Source organism: Embleya scabrispora DSM 41855 (genome assembly GCF_000372745.1).
In the GTDB taxonomy this organism is placed as follows: domain Bacteria; phylum Actinomycetota; class Actinomycetes; order Streptomycetales; family Streptomycetaceae; genus Embleya; species Embleya scabrispora.
The window spans coordinates 35,973-53,804 of the sequence record NZ_KB889708.1 but is presented as its reverse complement, the minus strand read 5'-3'; the positions used below and the strand labels follow the sequence as shown (position 1 = coordinate 53,804).

At 69.8% G+C, this 17,832-nt stretch carries 15 protein-coding genes; 7 read left to right on the top strand and 8 right to left on the bottom strand.

The window, feature by feature from the left end:
• Position 1: 1 nt before the first annotated feature.
• The 3 genes from A3IC_RS59525 to A3IC_RS63360 all read right to left on the bottom strand — a co-directional run bounded on the left by A3IC_RS59525 (position 2) and on the right by A3IC_RS63360 (position 6,361).
• Complete coding sequence (locus tag A3IC_RS59525; RefSeq protein ID WP_020555908.1) at positions 2–2,179, bottom strand: hypothetical protein; 2,178 nt, start codon at positions 2,177–2,179, stop codon at positions 2–4.
• Between the two features lie 62 nt (positions 2,180–2,241).
• Complete coding sequence (locus A3IC_RS0141185; RefSeq protein ID WP_020555907.1) at positions 2,242–2,751, bottom strand: hypothetical protein; 510 nt, start codon at positions 2,749–2,751, stop codon at positions 2,242–2,244.
• A gap of 664 nt (positions 2,752–3,415) precedes the next feature.
• The gene (locus A3IC_RS63360; protein ID WP_158696312.1) at positions 3,416–6,361 is read right to left on the bottom strand and encodes an ATP-binding protein; all 2,946 of its coding nucleotides are present in this window, start codon (positions 6,359–6,361) and stop codon (positions 3,416–3,418) included.
• A 316-nt stretch (positions 6,362–6,677) separates the two neighbouring features.
• Here A3IC_RS63360 and A3IC_RS0141175 point away from each other — a divergent pair, with 316 nt between their 5' ends.
• Positions 6,678–6,974, top strand: coding sequence for a hypothetical protein (locus A3IC_RS0141175; protein ID WP_020555905.1), 297 nt, complete (start codon positions 6,678–6,680; stop codon positions 6,972–6,974).
• Positions 6,971–7,354: a toxin Fic gene (locus A3IC_RS0141170; RefSeq protein WP_026219321.1), complete on the top strand. Its 384-nt coding sequence runs from the start codon at positions 6,971–6,973 to the stop codon at positions 7,352–7,354. The genes A3IC_RS0141175 and A3IC_RS0141170 overlap by 4 nt, the downstream gene beginning before the upstream one ends.
• A gap of 61 nt (positions 7,355–7,415) precedes the next feature.
• On the opposite strand, the gene A3IC_RS0141165 is transcribed toward A3IC_RS0141170, so the two are convergent.
• The gene (locus A3IC_RS0141165) at positions 7,416–7,625 is read right to left on the bottom strand and encodes a hypothetical protein (protein ID WP_020555903.1); all 210 of its coding nucleotides are present in this window, start codon (positions 7,623–7,625) and stop codon (positions 7,416–7,418) included.
• A gap of 117 nt (positions 7,626–7,742) precedes the next feature.
• Positions 7,743–7,859 (bottom strand): helicase associated domain-containing protein, encoded by a 117-nt coding sequence (locus A3IC_RS70375; RefSeq protein ID WP_191864170.1) that lies wholly within the window; start codon positions 7,857–7,859, stop codon positions 7,743–7,745.
• Between the two features lie 469 nt (positions 7,860–8,328).
• Between A3IC_RS70375 and A3IC_RS0141155 the strand changes: the two genes are divergently transcribed.
• The gene (locus A3IC_RS0141155; RefSeq protein ID WP_020555901.1) at positions 8,329–8,847 is read left to right on the top strand and encodes a hypothetical protein; all 519 of its coding nucleotides are present in this window, start codon (positions 8,329–8,331) and stop codon (positions 8,845–8,847) included.
• Here A3IC_RS0141155 and A3IC_RS71825 read toward each other — a convergent pair.
• A complete protein-coding gene (locus tag A3IC_RS71825) occupies positions 8,828–9,025 on the bottom strand; it encodes an ATP-binding protein (protein WP_321184157.1) in 198 nt (65 codons plus the stop codon). The genes A3IC_RS0141155 and A3IC_RS71825 overlap by 20 nt on opposite strands.
• 308 nt (positions 9,026–9,333) lie before the next feature.
• On the bottom strand, positions 9,334–10,410 hold the full coding sequence (locus A3IC_RS0141145; protein ID WP_020555899.1) for an FUSC family protein: 1,077 nt from the start codon (positions 10,408–10,410) through the stop codon (positions 9,334–9,336).
• Between the two features lie 923 nt (positions 10,411–11,333).
• On the opposite strand from A3IC_RS0141145, the gene A3IC_RS0141140 reads away from it, so the two are divergent.
• From A3IC_RS0141140 to A3IC_RS0141125, 4 genes are all read left to right on the top strand, one after another.
• A complete protein-coding gene (locus A3IC_RS0141140; protein ID WP_020555897.1) occupies positions 11,334–12,140 on the top strand; it encodes an SDR family oxidoreductase in 807 nt (268 codons plus the stop codon).
• A gap of 6 nt (positions 12,141–12,146) precedes the next feature.
• Complete coding sequence (locus A3IC_RS0141135) at positions 12,147–13,487, top strand: NAD(P)/FAD-dependent oxidoreductase (protein ID WP_020555896.1); 1,341 nt, start codon at positions 12,147–12,149, stop codon at positions 13,485–13,487.
• Positions 13,488–13,570: 83 nt separating this feature from the next.
• Positions 13,571–15,049 (top strand): cytochrome ubiquinol oxidase subunit I, encoded by a 1,479-nt coding sequence (locus A3IC_RS0141130; protein WP_020555895.1) that lies wholly within the window; start codon positions 13,571–13,573, stop codon positions 15,047–15,049.
• Complete coding sequence (locus A3IC_RS0141125; protein ID WP_020555894.1) at positions 15,049–16,089, top strand: cytochrome d ubiquinol oxidase subunit II; 1,041 nt, start codon at positions 15,049–15,051, stop codon at positions 16,087–16,089. The genes A3IC_RS0141130 and A3IC_RS0141125 overlap by 1 nt, the downstream gene beginning before the upstream one ends.
• 87 nt (positions 16,090–16,176) lie before the next feature.
• Here A3IC_RS0141125 and A3IC_RS0141120 read toward each other — a convergent pair whose 3' ends face one another.
• On the bottom strand, positions 16,177–17,757 hold the full coding sequence (locus A3IC_RS0141120; RefSeq protein ID WP_020555893.1) for a GMC oxidoreductase: 1,581 nt from the start codon (positions 17,755–17,757) through the stop codon (positions 16,177–16,179).
• Positions 17,758–17,832: the final 75 nt, after the last annotated feature.

Here is a 17,832-nt window from a genome sequence, read left to right as displayed (position 1 = left end):
CCTACCAAGGCGGTGAGGCATTGCCGTCGGCGTCCAGTCCGTACCGCAAGATCTGCGACGACAACCCCTCGCTGTCTGTGCGGAGCAGCTCGGCGATGCTTTGCAGCGCATCGGTGGCTCCCGCGTCGAGAGCTTGCCGGTAGACGCGTTCGGCGCCCGACCATTCCCCAACTTCCTTGCGAATTTCGGCCAGGCCTGCCAGCGCGTCGTACCCGGCATCGGCAGCCAGTCGGGCGAGGCGCTCAGCTCCGTGTGGGTCACCCGCTTCCTCGCGCGCGACGGCCAGACTCCACAGCGCTTCGGGGCCTCCGGCGTCAGCCGCCTGACGGGCAAGGCGTTCGGCATCGACGTGATCACCGGCCTCTTCGCGCAATACCGCCAGGCCCCACAGCGCGTCGACGCTTCCGGCGTCAGCGGCACGCCGGTACATCCGTTCGGCGCCTGCCCGGTCGTCGGCGTCCCGGTACTTCATCGCTGCGCGCCTGAGTGCGATGCTGTCACCGGCTTCGGCGGCCATCTCGTACAGGCGCTCGGCGCCGTCTGGATCCCGGTTCGTTTCGCGGACTATCGCCAGGCCCATGTAGACGTCGGTGTCGCCGGCGTCCGCAGCCTGCCGGGCGAGGACTTCCGCCCCCTGCGGGTCGCCCGCCTCCTCGCGCATGATCGCCAAGTCCCAGAGCGTTCCGGAGCCTTCGGTGTCGGCGGTTTCGCACTGGTGCTCGATGCCGTCCCAGTCGTCGGCATCGTCCTGCATGAGCGTCAGGACGTGGAGTGTGTCGGAGCCTTCGGGGTCGTGGGCAATGCGACTCGATCGCGCGGTACGTCCGTCGTCAGCCTCGCCGCGCATCCACCCGAGATGCGTGCGCGCATTCGTGTCGCCCGCGTCGGCGGCCTGCCGGCACAGTCTTTCGGCGCTTTCCCGGTCCCCGATATTCCACAACATCAGGCCCCAGTCCGTGAGCGCGTCGACGCGTCCTCCCGCAGCTGCCAATCGGTACAACGAGGCGGCCTGACGGAATCGGGCACGCGCATCGGCTTCCCCGGCAAGCGCAAGGAGATCGCCGGCGGCCGGAGTGAGCTGCGCGGCTTCCCAGAACGAGGCTGGTGGGCAAACGTACCGACGCTCGGCGCGCCCGTGTTGTTCGAGGTAGTCCGCGAGGCGGTACACCGGTCCCGCTTGGGCCGGTTCGCCGCGGCGGGGGCGGATGCGGGTGAGGGGCCCGGGAATGCCGTGTGAGGACGCGGCGCAGTCAGCCAGAGCGCGTTCGAGCCAGTCGTCGGTGAGCGCGTCGAACTCGTCGTCGAGATAGCCCTCGGCGGCGTCGGCGAGGAACGCGAGGGGGAGGGCGGTGGAGTGGCCGAGGCGGCGTGCGTCCATCGCCGCGTTGATCAGTGCCCGCATCGGCGGTGCCGCGTCGTGGTAGCGGGTGAGCAACTGCGGTGCGCCGGCGAGGAACTGCGTCACCTTCCCGCGCGTGGCCCGCTGGGCGGCGAGTGCCAGTCGCGGGTCGCGGCGCGCGCTCGTGCGCAGGTTCTCCAAGTCCTCGGCGCTGAACGCGTCGGGCACGGACACGCGCAGCCCGGTGTCGGTGAGTAGCGTCCGCTGCTGCGCGTAGGTGTCCCGCGCGCCTGGTTCGGGCCGGGTGGTGAGGATGCGCCAGTACTCCGGCCACAGAGTCGCCACCACCAGTACCGGACCGTGCCTGCCCGCCGCGGTGTCCGGGCGGCCGTCGGCCACCAGCAGGCGCAGCGCCGCGGCGATCCGCTCGGCATCGGTGGGCCGGTCCAGCAAGTACAGCTGTGCTTCGTTGAGCCACACCACGGTGCGCGGCGCGAGGGCGTGGACGGTGTCAAGGAATCCGTCGGGCGAGGTGGGGTACACCGGATGCCACAGCCGCCACCCTGTGGGAAGTCGGCGGACCGCCTCCCAGCAGGCCCGGGTTTTCCCGGTCGAGGACGAGCCCACCAGGGTGACCAGGGCACTATCGCCGGATGCCGCGCGGTCCACCACCGCAGCAAGTTCACGGTCGTGGGGGCGCTCGACATACGCGGGCAGGTCGGGGAGCTTTTCGGTGCCCGGGGCCTGGACAGCCCGGTGGATCTCGAATCCGAACGCCGACCGGTCCGTCAGCGATGTGAGCAACACTCCCGGCGCGTCGGCCTGCGTGCCGCTGTCCATGTGTGCATGGTCCCGCATCAGCGACCCGACGCGCCCCGAAATCCTGGATGACCGGAGATGTTCTAAGGCTCCAGCGCGGTGCGTGCCGCCGTGAGGAAGTCGGTGTGGCGTGTGGCGAACGCGCCGACCGACAGAGCCGGGGCAGTGGCGGGGTCGATGGCGGCGGCGAGTGCTTCGGCGGCGGTGGTGACCGCGGGAGGTCCTTCCAGGCGGACGATGTTCAACGTTTCGCCCACGGCACGCGTGCTGGTGTTCCAGGCGTCGCGGGTGGCGGTGGTCGGGTTGGCGTTCCACGTCAGCTGCGCTGCGCGTGCCTGGTCGACGGCGCCCAGGTAGGTGGTGTAGGCGGTGCGTCGGACGGCGCGTTGGGCGGCGGTGGCCTGGTCGCGGAATGTCTGCCGCATGACGTCGAGTTGCGCGTCGGCACCGCGTTGCGCGGCGGCGATGGCGGCGGCGGCTTGTTCGCGCGCGGCGGTGATGGCGGCGGTGGCTTGGGCCTGGGCGGCGGCGAACGCGGCGTCGGCTTGGCGCTGCGCGCCGCGGATGACGAAGTACCCGCCGATCAACGCCACGATCAGTGCGCTGCCTGCGCCGATGACCGCGGCGAGGGTCTCGTTGGCGATGGCTGCCCCCTGTCCTTCTCCCGGTCGGCGGTGCGGCGCGCGTGCCGAGTTCTCGGTGCCGGATCACGCCGGTTGGGGTGTCCGCGACCAGTGTTCCTGTGACTGGGTGCGTTCCGCAGGTCGATGGAGCGGTTCGACGTGCCGACCGCTTGGCGCGAGTACGTACCGACCGCGCCGTGCTGTTCACGGTGTGTCGTGAGTTGGTGGCCGAGGCCCTCGCGCACGAGGTCCGCAAGCATGGAGGCGCCCGCGATGCCACAAGGGTGACGCGGGCACGACGAGGGAGCGCCTCCGTGCTGTGAATGTCAGCCGAAGGTCCCGCCGGGTGGTTCGCGGCTGGGCTACGTGACTCATGAACTGCCGGGGCAATCCCAACCCCGCGAGATCCCATTTGATCCGACCGGCAGGCTCGGCCAAGTCGGGCAATGGACAGTGGGCTGAGAAGCGCACCGGAGCAAATCCCGGCTCGCGGCTCCGGACGGTGAGAGTCATCGGGCGAGGCGAGCGACCCGACCGGGGAGATCAAAGTTTCCGTTGACACAAGTGAGTTCGCGGTGCGGCGGGCTGCGAACAGCGGTCTGCCGACTCGCCTGGAGCCGCGGGATGTGTACGGCTACCAGGGTGGGGCGATGTCGCCGTTGGGTTCCCAACCATGGCGGCGCAAGGCCTTTGCGGTATCGGAGCGTCCTGCGGCGTCGAGGCATTCGACGGCGACGCGTAGCGCGAGGCGGTCGCCGGTCCGGGCGCGTTGTTGCATCCAGGTGACGAAGTCGTCTGCGCGTCCGGCTTGGGCGTAGCTTTTGGCGGCGGTCCAGGCCAGGTCGATGTCGCCGGCTTCGACGGCCAGGTGGAACCATTCGAGTGAGTCGTCCAGGCGCCCGGCTTCGTCCAGGGCGCGTGCGGCGGACGAGTAGCCGCCGCTCTCGCCGGCTCGGCGCCACCAGGTGAGTGCCCGGTCCAGGCGGCCGCAGTCACTGAGGAGTTGGCCGATGTGCCAGGCCGCGCTCGGGTGGCCTGCGTCGTGGAGCCCGCGGAGCCAGGTGAACGCTTCGTCGACCCGGCCGTGGCGCGTCATCACGTATCGCGCTTTCCACAGCGCCTCGTGATGACCGGCTTCGGTGAGCTCGCGGAGCAGAGCCACCAGTTCCTCGATTTCGCCGTCGGCCTCCATCCGGCGGACCGTGTGCTTGAGGCTCCAGGAGGTGCCGGCTCGGGCTGTGCACCACCACAGCTGTTCCGCCTCGTTGCCGTGGCCGACGTTGCGCAGCCGCTCCACGCCCGCGTTCACCGACTCCAAGTGGCCCGTGCGGGCGGCACGCCACCACAAGGCCCGCGCGTCGTTCTCGCGTCCGCCGTCCCACAGCGCGATGGCCGCCTGTCCCAGGGCCGCGTCGTCGCCCGCGGCGGCGGAGCGTTCCCACCATCGGACGGCTTCGTCCAACTCGCCCGTACGGGCGAGTTGCGCGGCCAGACCGGAGCAGCCGTATGCTTCACCGGTGTCGGCTCGGTGCCGCCACCAGGACGCAACCACCGCTTCGCGGCCGTGCTCGTTCAGTAACTCACGTGCTTCGTCGAGGAGATGTCGCGTTTTATCGGTGGCAGCGACGCGGTCCCAGCAGGCGACGGCGTCCTCGGGGCGATCCGCATGCCACCAGGACCGCCCAAGGGCTGCGAGCAGCCTCGGCTGGGCATCGTGCGCGGCGCGCCGCCACAACCCGACGGCCTCGTCGGAACACCCCTGCGACCAGGCCAGATCGCCGGCCTTCAACCAGCCATCCCGGCCGGCCGTGTCGGCGACCGCGCACAGGAACGTGATCGCGTCACGGACGTGCCCGGCTTCCACCATCCGATCCGCCGCCTGGTGCATTGCACGAGGATGTCCGGCTGCGGCAACCCGGGTGAGCCACGGCAGCACGGAACCCGGACGCTCGGTCTGCAGCCACCAGGCCACGCGTTCGACATCTCGGTTCAGGCAGTCGGCGCCCGCCAGGATGTAACCCTCGAGTGCATCGTCGACGCGGCCTACGGTCCACAGCAGACCGGCGGCATGCCGCCACGCGTGGGTGCTTCCGATGTCCCGGAGCCCGGCAAGGACCTCGTCCACGAAGCCGTGGTCGTTCGCCAATCGCACAGCCTGCTGGAGCCCCAGCGTGTCACCGTGCCGCCCATCTCGGAGGTACCAGGCGATCGCCTCCTCCACTCTTCCCGCGTCCTCGAGCGCACGGCCGGCTTGATACAGCGCCCCCTCGTCACCGGCGACGGACGCGCGTTCGTACCACGCGAGGGCGTCGTCCACACGTCCGCATTCCGTCAGGATCTGGGCTACGGCACCCATGGCCTGGTGCCGGTCAGGCCCCTGGCGGATCTCCGCTTCGTACAGGGCAACAGCCAGACGCACAAGCCCTCGGCGCGCCGCCGCGTTCGCCAGCGCGCCGAGCGCATCCGGATCGCCGATGCCGCGGAGCGCGGCTTCCCAGAACGCGGCAGGCGGACACACGTACCGCCGCTCATCGCGTCCGTGCTGTTCGAGGTAGTCCGCGAGCCGGTACACCGGCCCCGGCAAGGCGGGTTCACCGCGCCGCGGCCGGATACGGGTGAGAGGGCCGGGCGTGCCGTGCGCCGGTTCGGCACATGCGGCCAGGGCCTGTTCGAGCCAGTCGTCCTCGATCGCGTCGAACTCGTCGTCGCCGAGGTAACCCTCGGCCGCGTCCGCCAGGAACGCGAAGGGCAGGGCGGGAGAGTGCCCGAGCCGGCGCGCGTCCATCGCCGCGTGGATCAGCGCCCGCACAGCCGGTGCCGCATCCGTGTAGCGGGCGAGCAACTGCGGCGCCCCGGCCAGAAACTGCGTCACCTTCCCCTGCCCTGCCTGCCCGGCCGCCAGCGCGAGCCGCGGATCGCTACGCGCACTCTTCCCCAAGGCGACCAAGTCCTCGCAGCTGAACGCGTCGGGCACGGAAACGCGCAGCCCGACGTCGGTGAGCAGCGCGCGCTGCTGCGCGAACACATCCGGCCTGCCCGACTCGGGCCGGGCGGTCAAGGTACGCCAGTACTCGGGCCACAGCGTCGCCACCACCAGCACCGGACCCCGCCCGCCATCCGCGGCCGGACGGGTATCGGCCAGCAGGACACGCACCGCCGCAGCGACCCGCTCGCCGCCCGCAGGCCGGTCCAGCAGATAAAGCTGCGCCTCGTTCAGCCACACCACCGTGCGCGGCACCACGGCATCGACGGCCGCCAGGAACGCCTGCGACGGCGTCGGGTAGACCGGGTGCCACAACCTCCACCCGTCCGGCAGGGACCGGATCGCCTCCCAACACGCACGCGTCTTCCCCGTCGACGACGAACCCACCACAGTGACCAGACCGCTCTCCCCGGCGGCCGCCCGGTCGATCACGGCGCGCAGCGACCGGTCGTGGGCCCGTTCGACATACGTCGGCAGGTCCGGGAAATCCGGTCCAGGAGTCTCGACCGCCCGGTGCACGTCGAAGCCGAACGCCGACCGGTCTGTGAGCGATGCGAGAGGTACCCCTGGCCCGTTCGTCGACATGCTCCTGTCCATGGGTAGATGATCCCGGACCAGGGCGGCCGCTGGAGGACGATTCGAAGGGACGTGACCCGCAGCCCGGCACATGTCCACCCGGCGGTGGCTTGGTGACAGCGGCACAAGGGCCGGGGTTCCCGGCCGCCACCACAACAAATGCGCACGCGGCTACATACAGTAAGTGCCGGATCCGGCCCGGGCCCGCCGGCACGCACCGGCCGATCGACTGCCGCAGGGTGACGAACGCGGAGATGAGTTGGCTGTCGGCAACCCGACCGTCGACACCACGTCCTCTTCATGGAGTATCGATGGCCCTGCTGGTACCATGGGGGCCATGAGTGATCCGAAGGCCATCAATCTCCGTTTCCCCGACCCGGGGCAGCGGGCCGCGATCGCGGCCGCGGCCAAGGCCGAGGGCGTGAGCATGCAGGAGTACATCCTGGGTGCGGCGTACGCGCGCGCGACCGCCCTCGAGGACCGTTTCCTCGACGCGTTCCGCGCGTCCATGGCCCGCAGCGGCGACGCGTTCGCGGCCGAGGCCGGCGAGGTCGACCCCACGCCCGAGCAGCGCGCCGCCGAACTCGAGGCCGCACGCGAACTCGCCGCGCCCGAGCGGGGCCACGCCGCGTGAACGATCCGCACCCCCCGCACGTGGACGTGGCGTTCCTGCTCCACGCCGCCGAACTGTTGCCCGGCGATCCACAGGTCGACGACCTCGGCCCGCTCTACGCCGCCCTGTCCCGTGTACAGGCCCGTGCGATGGACCGGGACGTGTACGGTTCGGACCACCTCAAGGCGGGGGCGCTCCTTCACACGCTGGTCCGGTTGCCGTGTCTCGAGCATTCCAACGAGGCATTCGCCTGGCACGCCACCGAGGCGTTCCTGGCCCTGTACGGACATCGTCTCGACTATCCGCCGAAGGAAGCCGTCGTCCTCGTCCGCGAAGCCGCCCGGGGCGTCGTCGGCGTCCGACGCATCGCACGCCGACTCCGCGAATGGACGACGCACTGACGCGTCCGGCGCGAACCGGCGGGGTCGTGCGGAGGCTCTGTCATGTGTCGTGCGTGGCGTATCACGCCGGGCGCGGATCGTCGGCGGCGATCCTCTCATCCCCGACGTCCACCTCGGACGGCAACGCCCTGTCCGGTAGCGCCCGTTGCTCGATCGTGTCCCACAGCGCGTGTCCCATCGCCTCGTCGAACCCGGCGCATCGTTCCTCGGGTGGCGCGACGCGGATCCCGGCGAGGGTGTTCGGCGGTTCGACGTGCCCGCCGCCGACCATGGTGGTGCATTCCCCGGCCGGCGACGTCCTTCCCCGCCACGATCCGAAGACCCCGGCGTGACGTCACGGCGTCCGTGACCGCGGTCGGCACGCGACGCGCATCGTCCCGTTCGCGAGTCATGCTCCGAAGGGGTAGCCGTCGATCACGGCGTCGGCCGGCGCGGCCGACGTGCCGTGTTGCCGGGCGTATTCACGCGCCAAAACGAGACCGTCCTCCCATGCCTGATTGTGCACGGACCACACCATCCCGAGTGGACGCGGCCACCGGCGCCGGCGAGTGGGTCTCGATGGTGACGGCACCTCGGTCGGACGACGACGCTCGCGACCGATCCTTCATCCACGCATCGTCCCGAACCGGAACCCGCCGACACCACGCGGGGTCACTCCCGATCCCCGGAACGTCTCGTCCTTCCCAGGTCGAACCGAACGCCACCCCTACGGGACCCGCCGACCGGACCCCCGGTCCGGGATCGCGGTTGGTGTCGAGACCCATGGGTCCGCGAGTGGGCCGGGTCCTCGCTGGGCCGTGTCCCTGACAGGCGTGGTGCGCGAGGGCCCGGTGGCGCGCAGGTGGCAGCGCCTGTATCGCTGCGTACTGCGTGATCGGTGTCTGGTCCCGCATAGGACGGGTGTCAGCCGACCCTGCCAAACTCCGTTGGCCGTGATCGCGGATGTGCGGTCGATGAACCATCGGAGTGGGAACGTGAGCGTGTCCTTCTTTTGGCGACGTACTTCCGCTGAAGCGGTCTCGTCGTTGGCCCCGCAGGAACTGCTGGAACTCGTCCCGTACTGGCGTCAGCAGCCCGAGGTCTGGGATGCGGGCCTGGTTACCGGGGTCGAGTTCCACCCTTCGGTGCTGGACCAAGTGCTCGTGGAATGCTGTCCCGAGCAAGCGGCGGCCGGCCTCGCCGTGTATGGCGGCGAGCCGCGTAAGGACCTGTGGACCAGCCCCGATGGCGAGGTGCAGGAATACACAGTTGTCACGGTGCTCCCCCCTGACGAGGTCGTCGCGGCCGCCGATGCACTGGGCGGGGCACCGTATGAAGCCTGGATTTCCGCGAGCCCGCAGCGCATGACCGACATGGTGGCGGAGTTCGGGTTTTCCACGCCGTGGCACGACGACTGGGCCCGGAAGGTCGTCCACGACTTGGCGGACCTCTCCGACTTCTACCGCGCGGCGGCGGATGCCGGCGACGCGATGGTCAAGTACTCGAGTTGCTGAGGCAGGTTCCGAGCCGCTGGTTCCGAGCGGTTTCGGCGGGGTGTTCGGCTTCGGTGGCACGCGGGCGGAACGACTCGGAACCGGTTTGGATGAGGATCCCTTTGAAGGTGAGCCGGTCCGCGATGGCCGCGCAGAGCCTCGGGTCGGTGAAGGTGCGGTCCCATTCGGTGAAGGGCACGTTGCTCGCGACCGCGGGCGATCACCGACGAGAGGCGGCGGGCCTGTTCGGCCTCTCGTGAACAGGCCGAGCGTGCCCAGCATTGCGGTGCAGACGAGGGCCGGCGCCCAGGTTCGCCATCGGCGGCGCGGCCGTGGTCGGATTCTCGTGGACATGACGAACTCCTTTGCCCTGCAGGGCCGAGTCAGGCCGGGCCCGAGGCAGGGGACGAGGGTTGAGCCGTTCGTGGCCCCCTCCTGCTGGTGTCGTGCCGCGTTGCTGAGGAAGCTCTGCGGCGGCCGAATCGGAGCGGAACACGTTCGGACCGGCTATGCCGAAGTTTTGGCGGCGCGCTTGGCGAGCAGGCCCGCAAGCATCATGACGAGCAGAGTGATCCCCACCCCGCACAACGTCCACAGCACCCGGTAGCCCTCGGCGGCGTAGTCGGAGGGCTGCGGAAGGTCGACCAGGATGAGCACTCCCGCAGCGATGGCCGCACAGTAGAGCGCGTAGTTATAGAAGCGAATTGCCGCCCCGTGCATCAACAGGACGAGCGCGACCGCTTCGAGTCCGCGCTCGGCCGCGACCAGCTTGTGTCCGTGTTCACTGGCGGGCACCAGCAGCAGCAGCGCAGCCGCGGCGGCGCCGATCACCGCGCCGGCAAGGCGCTGCGTGCCTACGAGCGTGCTCTGCTCCAGGCTCGGCTGCATCGCCACCATGGCCGCGATCGGCATCCAGTAGCCGTGCGACAGGTCCAGTCCGAACGCAAGCGCGACGGCGGCGGCGATGGCCATGGCGCGGATCACCGCGAACATGATCAGCGGCCGGGTCAGCTTCCGGTGCGAGGTGTCACCGGGGAGCTCCGCGATCGGCTGGGGCTGGTCCTCGCGCCCGCGGATCAGCCACGCAATGAACGTCACTACGATCCACAGCGTCGCTCCCCCGGCCCAGGCAAGCACCTGAGCCCAGGTGTGGCTCGTGATGCGGGCATCGTGATGGAAGCTGAACGCGAGCGCGAGGGTGACGATGAACCAAACGTTGAGAAGCAGGGCGGTGACGAACCTGTGCACGCCGAACGCGACTGCCAGGCCGGCCACCAGCGTGACCGTGAAAGCGGCAAGCACCGGCCAGCCCCAGGCGTCTGCCCCGATGCCGAATCCCAGCGCGGTCAGCCCTGCGCCGATCAGCGCGAAGACGGCGATGTGGGACGCGCGGTGCCCGTAGTCGCCTCCCGGGTCGGCCAGCCCCGCAAACAGCAGGCCGAACAATGCGCTGAGAAGGTACTGCTCGTGCCCGATCGCCCAGAAGAGGACCAACGGCACCAGCGCGGCGTCCAGGAACATCACCGCTCGCGGCCAGTTGAGCCCCGCGGGGTTGAGCTTGAACACCTTCGAGAGCCGGCTCATGACCTTCCTCCCGCGAACGGGTCCCAGGCGACTGGGGCGGCCCGGATGTCGTCGCCGTGGTGGCCGACCGACAACACCTCACGCGACCGTCCCAGCAGCGGTCCCCCCGACCCGGAACATGATCAACAAGCACAGCTTGACGGCTGAACAGCCCAACTCCCCCGATTGCGTCGAAAGCGGCATGTCACACACCATCAGGCCGGGTGGTGCCCAAATCTCACTGAAGATGCGATGGTGCCGAATGTCGGCGGAAACGTGGTGCCCAGCCGCCCCGAGGAAATCCGTCGCGGGCGATGCCGCCCTCGTCGCCGTCGACGGGCACCCGCTGCGGCCGGTTCGACGGACGCGGCGGCTGCTTCCGTGGTGACGCCGCCGTGCGCGGCCGGGCGGGTGAGGTGGCCGTAGATGTTGGCGGTGGTCGGCAGGGTCGAGTGGCGCAGGGTCTTGAACACCACGAGCAGTGGTACGCCGGTGGTGGCGGCGAGGGTGCCGCTGGTGGACAGCCGCCGGAACCGTGCGAGCAGTTCATGGGCCGCGGCGGTCGGTCGTCAGGCTGAGTGAACACCGGTCCTGAGTAGAGGTCGTTCGGTGAGGCTCGGGCTGTCTTCGGGGCAGCCGCGGCCCGGTGCCGGAGTGCGTCGGCGAGACGGGTGAGATGCCACCGCGCCTGAGCGGTCACAGGAAGAGCCCGGTAGCGGACGGGCAGTTCGTAGCCCGACCGTGTGACGTGTCCGGTCGAAATGCGGTTGCGTGGCGTGGCTGTCTGCCGGCCCGAGCGGCGCGTGCTTTCGTCTAGGGGGCCGGCATACCTGCGTCTTTCCGGCCCTGTTTACGCGCGTCGCCCCCCTCCCGGCGGGCGTGCCATCCGCAGCGCCGAAGGAGAGATCGTGGTCGCAGGAAGTGTCGACGAGAACCGCGGGGTGATGTCCGCGCAGCTTCTGAAGGGTCAGAAGGCGCTGGTGACCGGTGCCAACTCGGGTATCGGTCTGGCGACCGCCGTTGCCCTGGGCCGGGCGGGTGCGGACGTCGTGGTGAACTACGTCGTCGGTGCGGACGAGGCCGAGAAGGTCGTGGCGCAGATCAAGGACTTCGGGGTCCGCGCATACGCCCACGAGGCGGATGTGTCCGACGAGGACCAGGTGGTCGCGATGGTCGCGCGGATGATCGAGGAGTTCGGCACGATCGACATCATGGTGGCCAACGCGGGTCTCCAGCGGGACGCGCCGGTGGCGGAGATGACGCTCGCCCAATGGCAGAAGGTGATCGACGTCAACCTGACCGGCCAGTTCCTCTGCGCGCGGGAGGCCGCCAAGGAGTTCGTGCGCCGCGGCGTGGTGGAAGAGGTGTCCCGGTCGGCGGGAAAGATCATCTGCATGAGTTCGGTCCACCAGATCGTCCCGTGGTCGGGCCACGTGAACTACGCCTCCTCCAAGGGCGGTGTGGGCATGCTCATGCAGACCCTCGCCCAGGAGCTGGCCCCCAAGCGGATCCGGGTCAACGCGGTCGCGCCCGGCGCCATCCGTACGCCGATCAACCGCGACGCCTGGTCCACCCCCGAGGCAGAGGCCGACCTCCTACGCCTGATCCCCTACCGCCGTGTGGGTGACCCGGACGACATCGCCAACGCCGTCGTCGCCGTGGCGTCCGACCTGCTCGACTACGTCGTCGGCACCACCCTCTACGTCGATGGCGGAATGACGCTTTTCCCCGGCTTCGCCACCGGAGGCTGATCCCCCATGCAGGACCATGTCACGCCCCGCCGGGTGGTGATCCTCGGCGGGGGGTTCGCCGGGCTGTTCGCCGCCCGCGCCCTCCGGCGGTCGCCGGTCGCGGTGACCGTGGTCGACCGCCGCGCCCACCACCTCTTCCAACCGCTGCTCTACCAGTGCGCCTCCGGCATCCTGTCCGAGGGGCAGATCGCGCAACCGCTCCGCGCGGTCCTGCGGCGCCACCACAACGTGAGATGCCTGCTCGCCGAGGCCACCGATGTCGACGTCGATGCCCGGGTGGTACATGCCCGGCGACCCGACGGCGGAGCGGTCGAACTGCCCTACGACGATCTGATCGTCGGAGTCGGCATGCGCCAGTCGTACTTCGGGCACAACGAATTCGCCGCGCACGCCCCCGGCATGAAGACCCTGGAAGACGCGCTGGACATCCGTCGACGGCTCTATCGGGCTTTCGAGATGGCCGAATCGGCCGCGGACGACCGGGAACGGCAGCAGTGGCTCACCTTCGCGCTCGTCGGCGCCGGTCCGACCGGCGTCGAACTCGCCGGCCAGATCCGGGAGATCGCCGGCCACACGCTCGACCGCGAGTTCCAGACGATCGACTCCGCCAAAGCCCGGGTGTTGCTCTTCGAGGGGTCCAACGAGGTGCTGGGCGCGTTCGGCCCGCCGCTGGCCCGCCGTGCGGCCCGAACCCTGCGGGGCCTCGGCGTGGAACTCCACCTGGGCACGATGGTCACCGACATCGACGCGCACGGCCTGACGGTACGCGACCACGACGGCGCCACGACCCGCTTCGAGGCGCGCACCGTGCTGTGGACGGCGGGCGTCGAGGCGCCGCCGATCGCCGGCGCGCTGGCCCGGGCAACCGGTGCAAAACAGGACCGGGCCGGACGCATCATCGTCGAACCCGACCTCACCATCCCCGGCCATCCGGAGATCCGCATCACGGGCGATGTGATGAGCCTGAACCGGCTGCCGGGCCTGGCCGAGGTCGCCATGCAGTCGGGGGCATACGCGGGCCGGGTCGTGCGCCACTTTGTGGAAGGCAGGACGAAGCCGCCGCCGTCCTTCAAGTACCGGGACCTCGGCAGCGCCGCCTACATCTCCCGCGGCCGGGCCGTCGTCAAAGCGGGCCCCTTGCACCTGTCGGGCGTCACCGGCTGGTTCGCCTGGCTCTTCATCCACCTGGCCGCCCTCACCGGATTCCGCAGCAGGCTCGGGGCGCTGCTCAGCTGGTCCGTCTCCTTCGCCACCAGCTCGCGCCGCGAACGCGCCTTCACATTGCCCGACACCGACGCGCCGTCCGGGCGGGCGGGCGAGCCGAAGGCGCCCCCGCCGGCTCCCTGACGACGGCCCTGTCGCTGCCCCCGTCCCCCTCCGCATCCCGTCCCGCATCGGCCCGCCTCCGCGGGCGAGTCATCGAGGCACACATGCTCAGTACAGCGGCCATTCTCGCGAACACCCCGGCCCAGCTCCTGCCGGCTCGGGAGCAGATGGCCTTCACCCTGGCCATGCACATCCTGCTGGTCCCGTTCGGCGTGGCACTGCCGCTCATCACCCTGGTGATGCACCACCGCGGGCTGCGCCGAGGCGACGCCGTCGCCCTCCTGCTCGCCCGGCGCTGGTCGGCGGTGATGGCCGTACAGTTCGCCATCGGCATCATCACCGGCACCGTGCTGTCCTTCGAATTCGGCCTGCTGTGGCCCGGCATGATGGGCCGCTGGGGCGATGTCTTCGGCCTCGGGTTCGGTGTGGAGGCGTGGGCGTTCTTCCTGGAAGCCGTCCTGATCGCGATCTACCTGTACGGCTGGCGCCGGCTCAAGCCCTGGACGCACTTCTGGCTGGGCGTACCGCTGCCGCTGGCCGCCCTCATGGGAGCGTTCGGCATCATCGCGGCCAACTCCTGGATGAACACCCCACGGGGATTCAGCCTCGACGCCAACGGAAATCCCATCAACGTCAACGTGCAGCAGGCGATCTTCACCCCGATGTTCGGGCCGGAGTACTGGCACTTCGTGGTCGCGATGTTCATGACCGCCGGCTACGTGGTCGCCGGCGTCTACGCGGTCGGCTGGTTGCGCGGGCGCCGCGACCGCTACCACCGGCTCGGCTTCACCGTGCCGTTCACCGTCGCCACCATCCTCACACCGATCCAGTTCATGCTCGGCGACTCCGCCGCCCGGGCCGTGTTCCACAAGCAGCCGGTCAAGTTCGCCGCCATGGAACTCGTCTGGGACACCGACACCCACGTGCCCGAGTACATGTTCGGGCGCCTGAACAGCGACGGGACGGTCTCCGGCGGACTGAAGATCCCCCAGCTGGACTCGATCCTGGCCGGTTTCAAGCCCAGCACCCAGGTCACCGGGCTGACCTCGGTACCGGCCGACGACCGCCCCACCATCGTCCAGGCCACCATCGCCCACTGGGCCTTCGACATCATGGTCACCGTCGGCAGCCTGCTGATCCTGCTCGCGCTCTGGTACGCCTGGTCCTGGTGGCGTCACCGGGACCTCCCCCGCACCCGCTGGTTCTTCCGCAGCGCCGCCGTCGCGGGAGCCGCGTGCCTGGTCACCGTGGAGTGCGGCTGGATCACCACGGAGGTCGGCCGCCAGCCCTGGATCGTCTACAACCGGATGAGGGTCTCGGAGGCGGTGACCGACACCCGCGCGTCATCGCTGTGGACGATGCTCGGCATCGTCATCGTCGTGTACATCGCCGTCTTCGGCGCGTTCCTGGCGGTCGTCCTGAAGATGCGCACCCGCTGGCGCATCGCCGACGAGGGCTCGGCCGCCGCCCGCGCCGCACTTCCCCCCGAGACCGACACGCCCTACGGGCCCAGAAGCGAGCCAGAGCCCGCGGGGGCCGCGTCCGGCGGCGGGTCCGACAGCGGTTCCGGTGGTGCGTCGTAATGGCCGAACTCATCGCCTGGGTACTCGTGGTTGTGATCGCCGCCTACGCGTGTGCCGGGGGCACCGACTACGGCGCGGGCTTCTGGGACCTGGTGGCCGGAGGGGCGGAGCGCGGCAAACGGCCCCGCGGGCTGATCGACCACGCCATGGCACCGGTCTGGGAGGCCAACAACGTCTGGCTGATCTTCGTCCTGATCGTCATGTGGACCGGCTTCCCCACGATGTTCCAGGCCGTCTTCAGCGCGATGTGGCTGCCACTCGCCCTCGCCGCCGTCGGCCTGGTGCTCCGCGGCGCCGGATTCGCCCTGCGCAAGCCGTCCCGCCGCCTGGCCCAACGAAGGATCTACGGCGCGATGTTCGCCGTCTCATCACTGCTCACGCCGTTCTTCCTCGGAGCCGTGCTCGGCGGCATCGCCTCCGGTCGCGTCAAGGTCGGCACCACGGCCTCCGCCGACGCCTGGGCCAACCCGACCTCCATCCTCGCGGGTCTACTGGCCATCGCCGCCACCGCGTTCCTCGGGGCGGTCTTCCTCTGCTCCGACGCCCGACGGTTCGGCGCGCGCGACCTTGTCGACTACTTCCGCCTGCGCGCGCTGCTCGCATTCGCCGGCGTCGTCGTCCTCGCCCTCATCGCCCTGCCCGTCACCCACAACGACGCCCGGTACGTCTGGGACGGCCTCACCGGCGGCGCCGGCCTGCTGCTGGTCATCCTCGCCGCAGTCTGCGGCCTGGCCACGGTGCTGCTTCTGCTGCGCCGGTCCCACGGCTGGTCCCGCTACACCTCGGTGGCGAGCGTCGCCCTCGTCGTCGGCGCCTGGGGCTTCGCGCAGCGGCCCTACGTGCTGCCCACCTCTCTGACGGTGACCCAGGCGGCAGGCGCCTCCCACACCCTGCGCTGGCTGATGATCGTCACGGTCATCGCGATCATCCTGGTCGGCCCGGCGCTGGTGCTGCTCTACCGGCTCGACACACAGGGTGAGCTGGAAGAGCTCACGGATGCCGAGACCGTTGCCGCCAGAACACCCGGGGACAACCTGTAGCGGCGCTTCGCTGGTTCGCGCAGCAACGGAGCCGACGCAGGTGGCACTCCACCTGCGTCGGCTCCGTCGCCCGTGCGGCACCCCCCGTCAGCGCAGCCGTTCGGCGATGTGGTCGCCGACCCGAAGAGCGTTGGCAATGGCGGTCAGCGACGGGTTCACCGCGCCGATGCTCGGGAAGAAGCTGGTGTCCACGACGTAGAGGTTGTCGAGGTCGTGGGCCTTGCAATTGAGGTCGAGGGCCGAACTCTTCGGGTCGTCGCCGAACCGCACGGTGCCGGCCTGGTGCGCGGTGGCGCCGATCGGCATGCCCTTGTGCAGGTAGATGCTGTGCGGGAGCAGATGGTGCGGATGCATGCCCAGGTGCCCCAACATGCCCTGCAGCTTGTGCTGGAGGCGCTTCAGCCCGGCGATGTTGTTCCTTTCGTCGAGAGCCAGGTGGATGGCGTCGTCCTTGTCCAGGGTGACACGGCTCTCGGACAGCGGGAGGTCCTCCCCGCACAGCCAGAAGTCGACCGCGTGGTGCGCCAGCACCTCGAACGGCATGTCCGGCGAGACCTTGCCCGCCCAGCGCGGCGCCTCGCCGTGGATCTGGTCGCCGTCCGACTTGCCGAGCATCTGGATACCGCCGAGCGGATAGTCCCAGTCGTCCGCGCCCAGGTACCAGTCGTTCATTGCCAGGGTCTTCTGGAACCTGGTGGGGTTCGGTTCCTTCGACACCGCCATCAGCGCGAGGTTGTTGTGCCGCATGTAGTGGCGCCCGACCACGTCCGAGCTGTTGGCCAGGCCGCCGGGGTGCTTGTCGTTGGCCGAACGGAGCAGCAGGACCGCGGAGTTGACCGCGCCGGCGGCGACCACCACGATGTCGGCGCGGAATCCCTCGGTAGTTCCGTCCCCGAGTTCGGCGACGACCCTGGTGACGGTGCGTCCGGTCGGGTCGGTCTCCAGGCGCCGCACGTTGGCATTCGTCACCATCGTGACGTTGTCGTACTTCAGCGCCGGGTCGACGCAGATCACCTGTGAGTCGGATTTGGCGCCCACCAGACAAGGAAAACCGTCGACCCGGTCGCATCGGATGCAGACGCTGTCATGGGTGGCCAGACCGTTCTCGCCCTGGGTCAGGTTCACGCCGATGGGGAGGTGGAAGGGGTGCAGTCCCTGCTTCTCCAAGTCGTCGCTGAGCTGCTGGATGCGCGGCTCGTGCTCCACCGGCGGGTGGGGGTACTGGCCGCCGGCCGGGCCCTCGGTGGGGTCCTCGCCGTGTCGGCCGTGCACCAGGTAGAGCTGTTCGGCCTGGGTGTAGTACGGCTCCAGGTCGTCGTAGCGGATCGGCCAGGCCGGAGAGATCCCGTCGTGGTGGCGCAGCTCTCCGAAGTCCTCGGGCCGCAGCCGGAAGAGCGCGGCGCCGTAGAACTTGGTATTGCCCCCGACGTAGTAGTTCACTTCCGGGGGAAACTCGTTGCCGTGCTTGTCGTACCAGAACTCGGGGGCACGGTACTTGCCCTTGACGAAGACGGCGGTGGAGTCCCAGTTGTCGCGCTCCCGCGGCAGGTAGTCGCCGCGCTCCAGGATCAGGACCCGCTTGCCGGTGGGGGCCAGCCGGTGGGCGAGCGTGCCGCCGCCGGCCCCGGTGCCGATGATGATGACGTCGTAGTGGTGATCGTCGGCCATGCGAAGGACCTCTTCCGGGAGTCGTCGGTGTTTGGAAACTATCCGGCGATATTGGAAGTTATCCGGCGATACCGA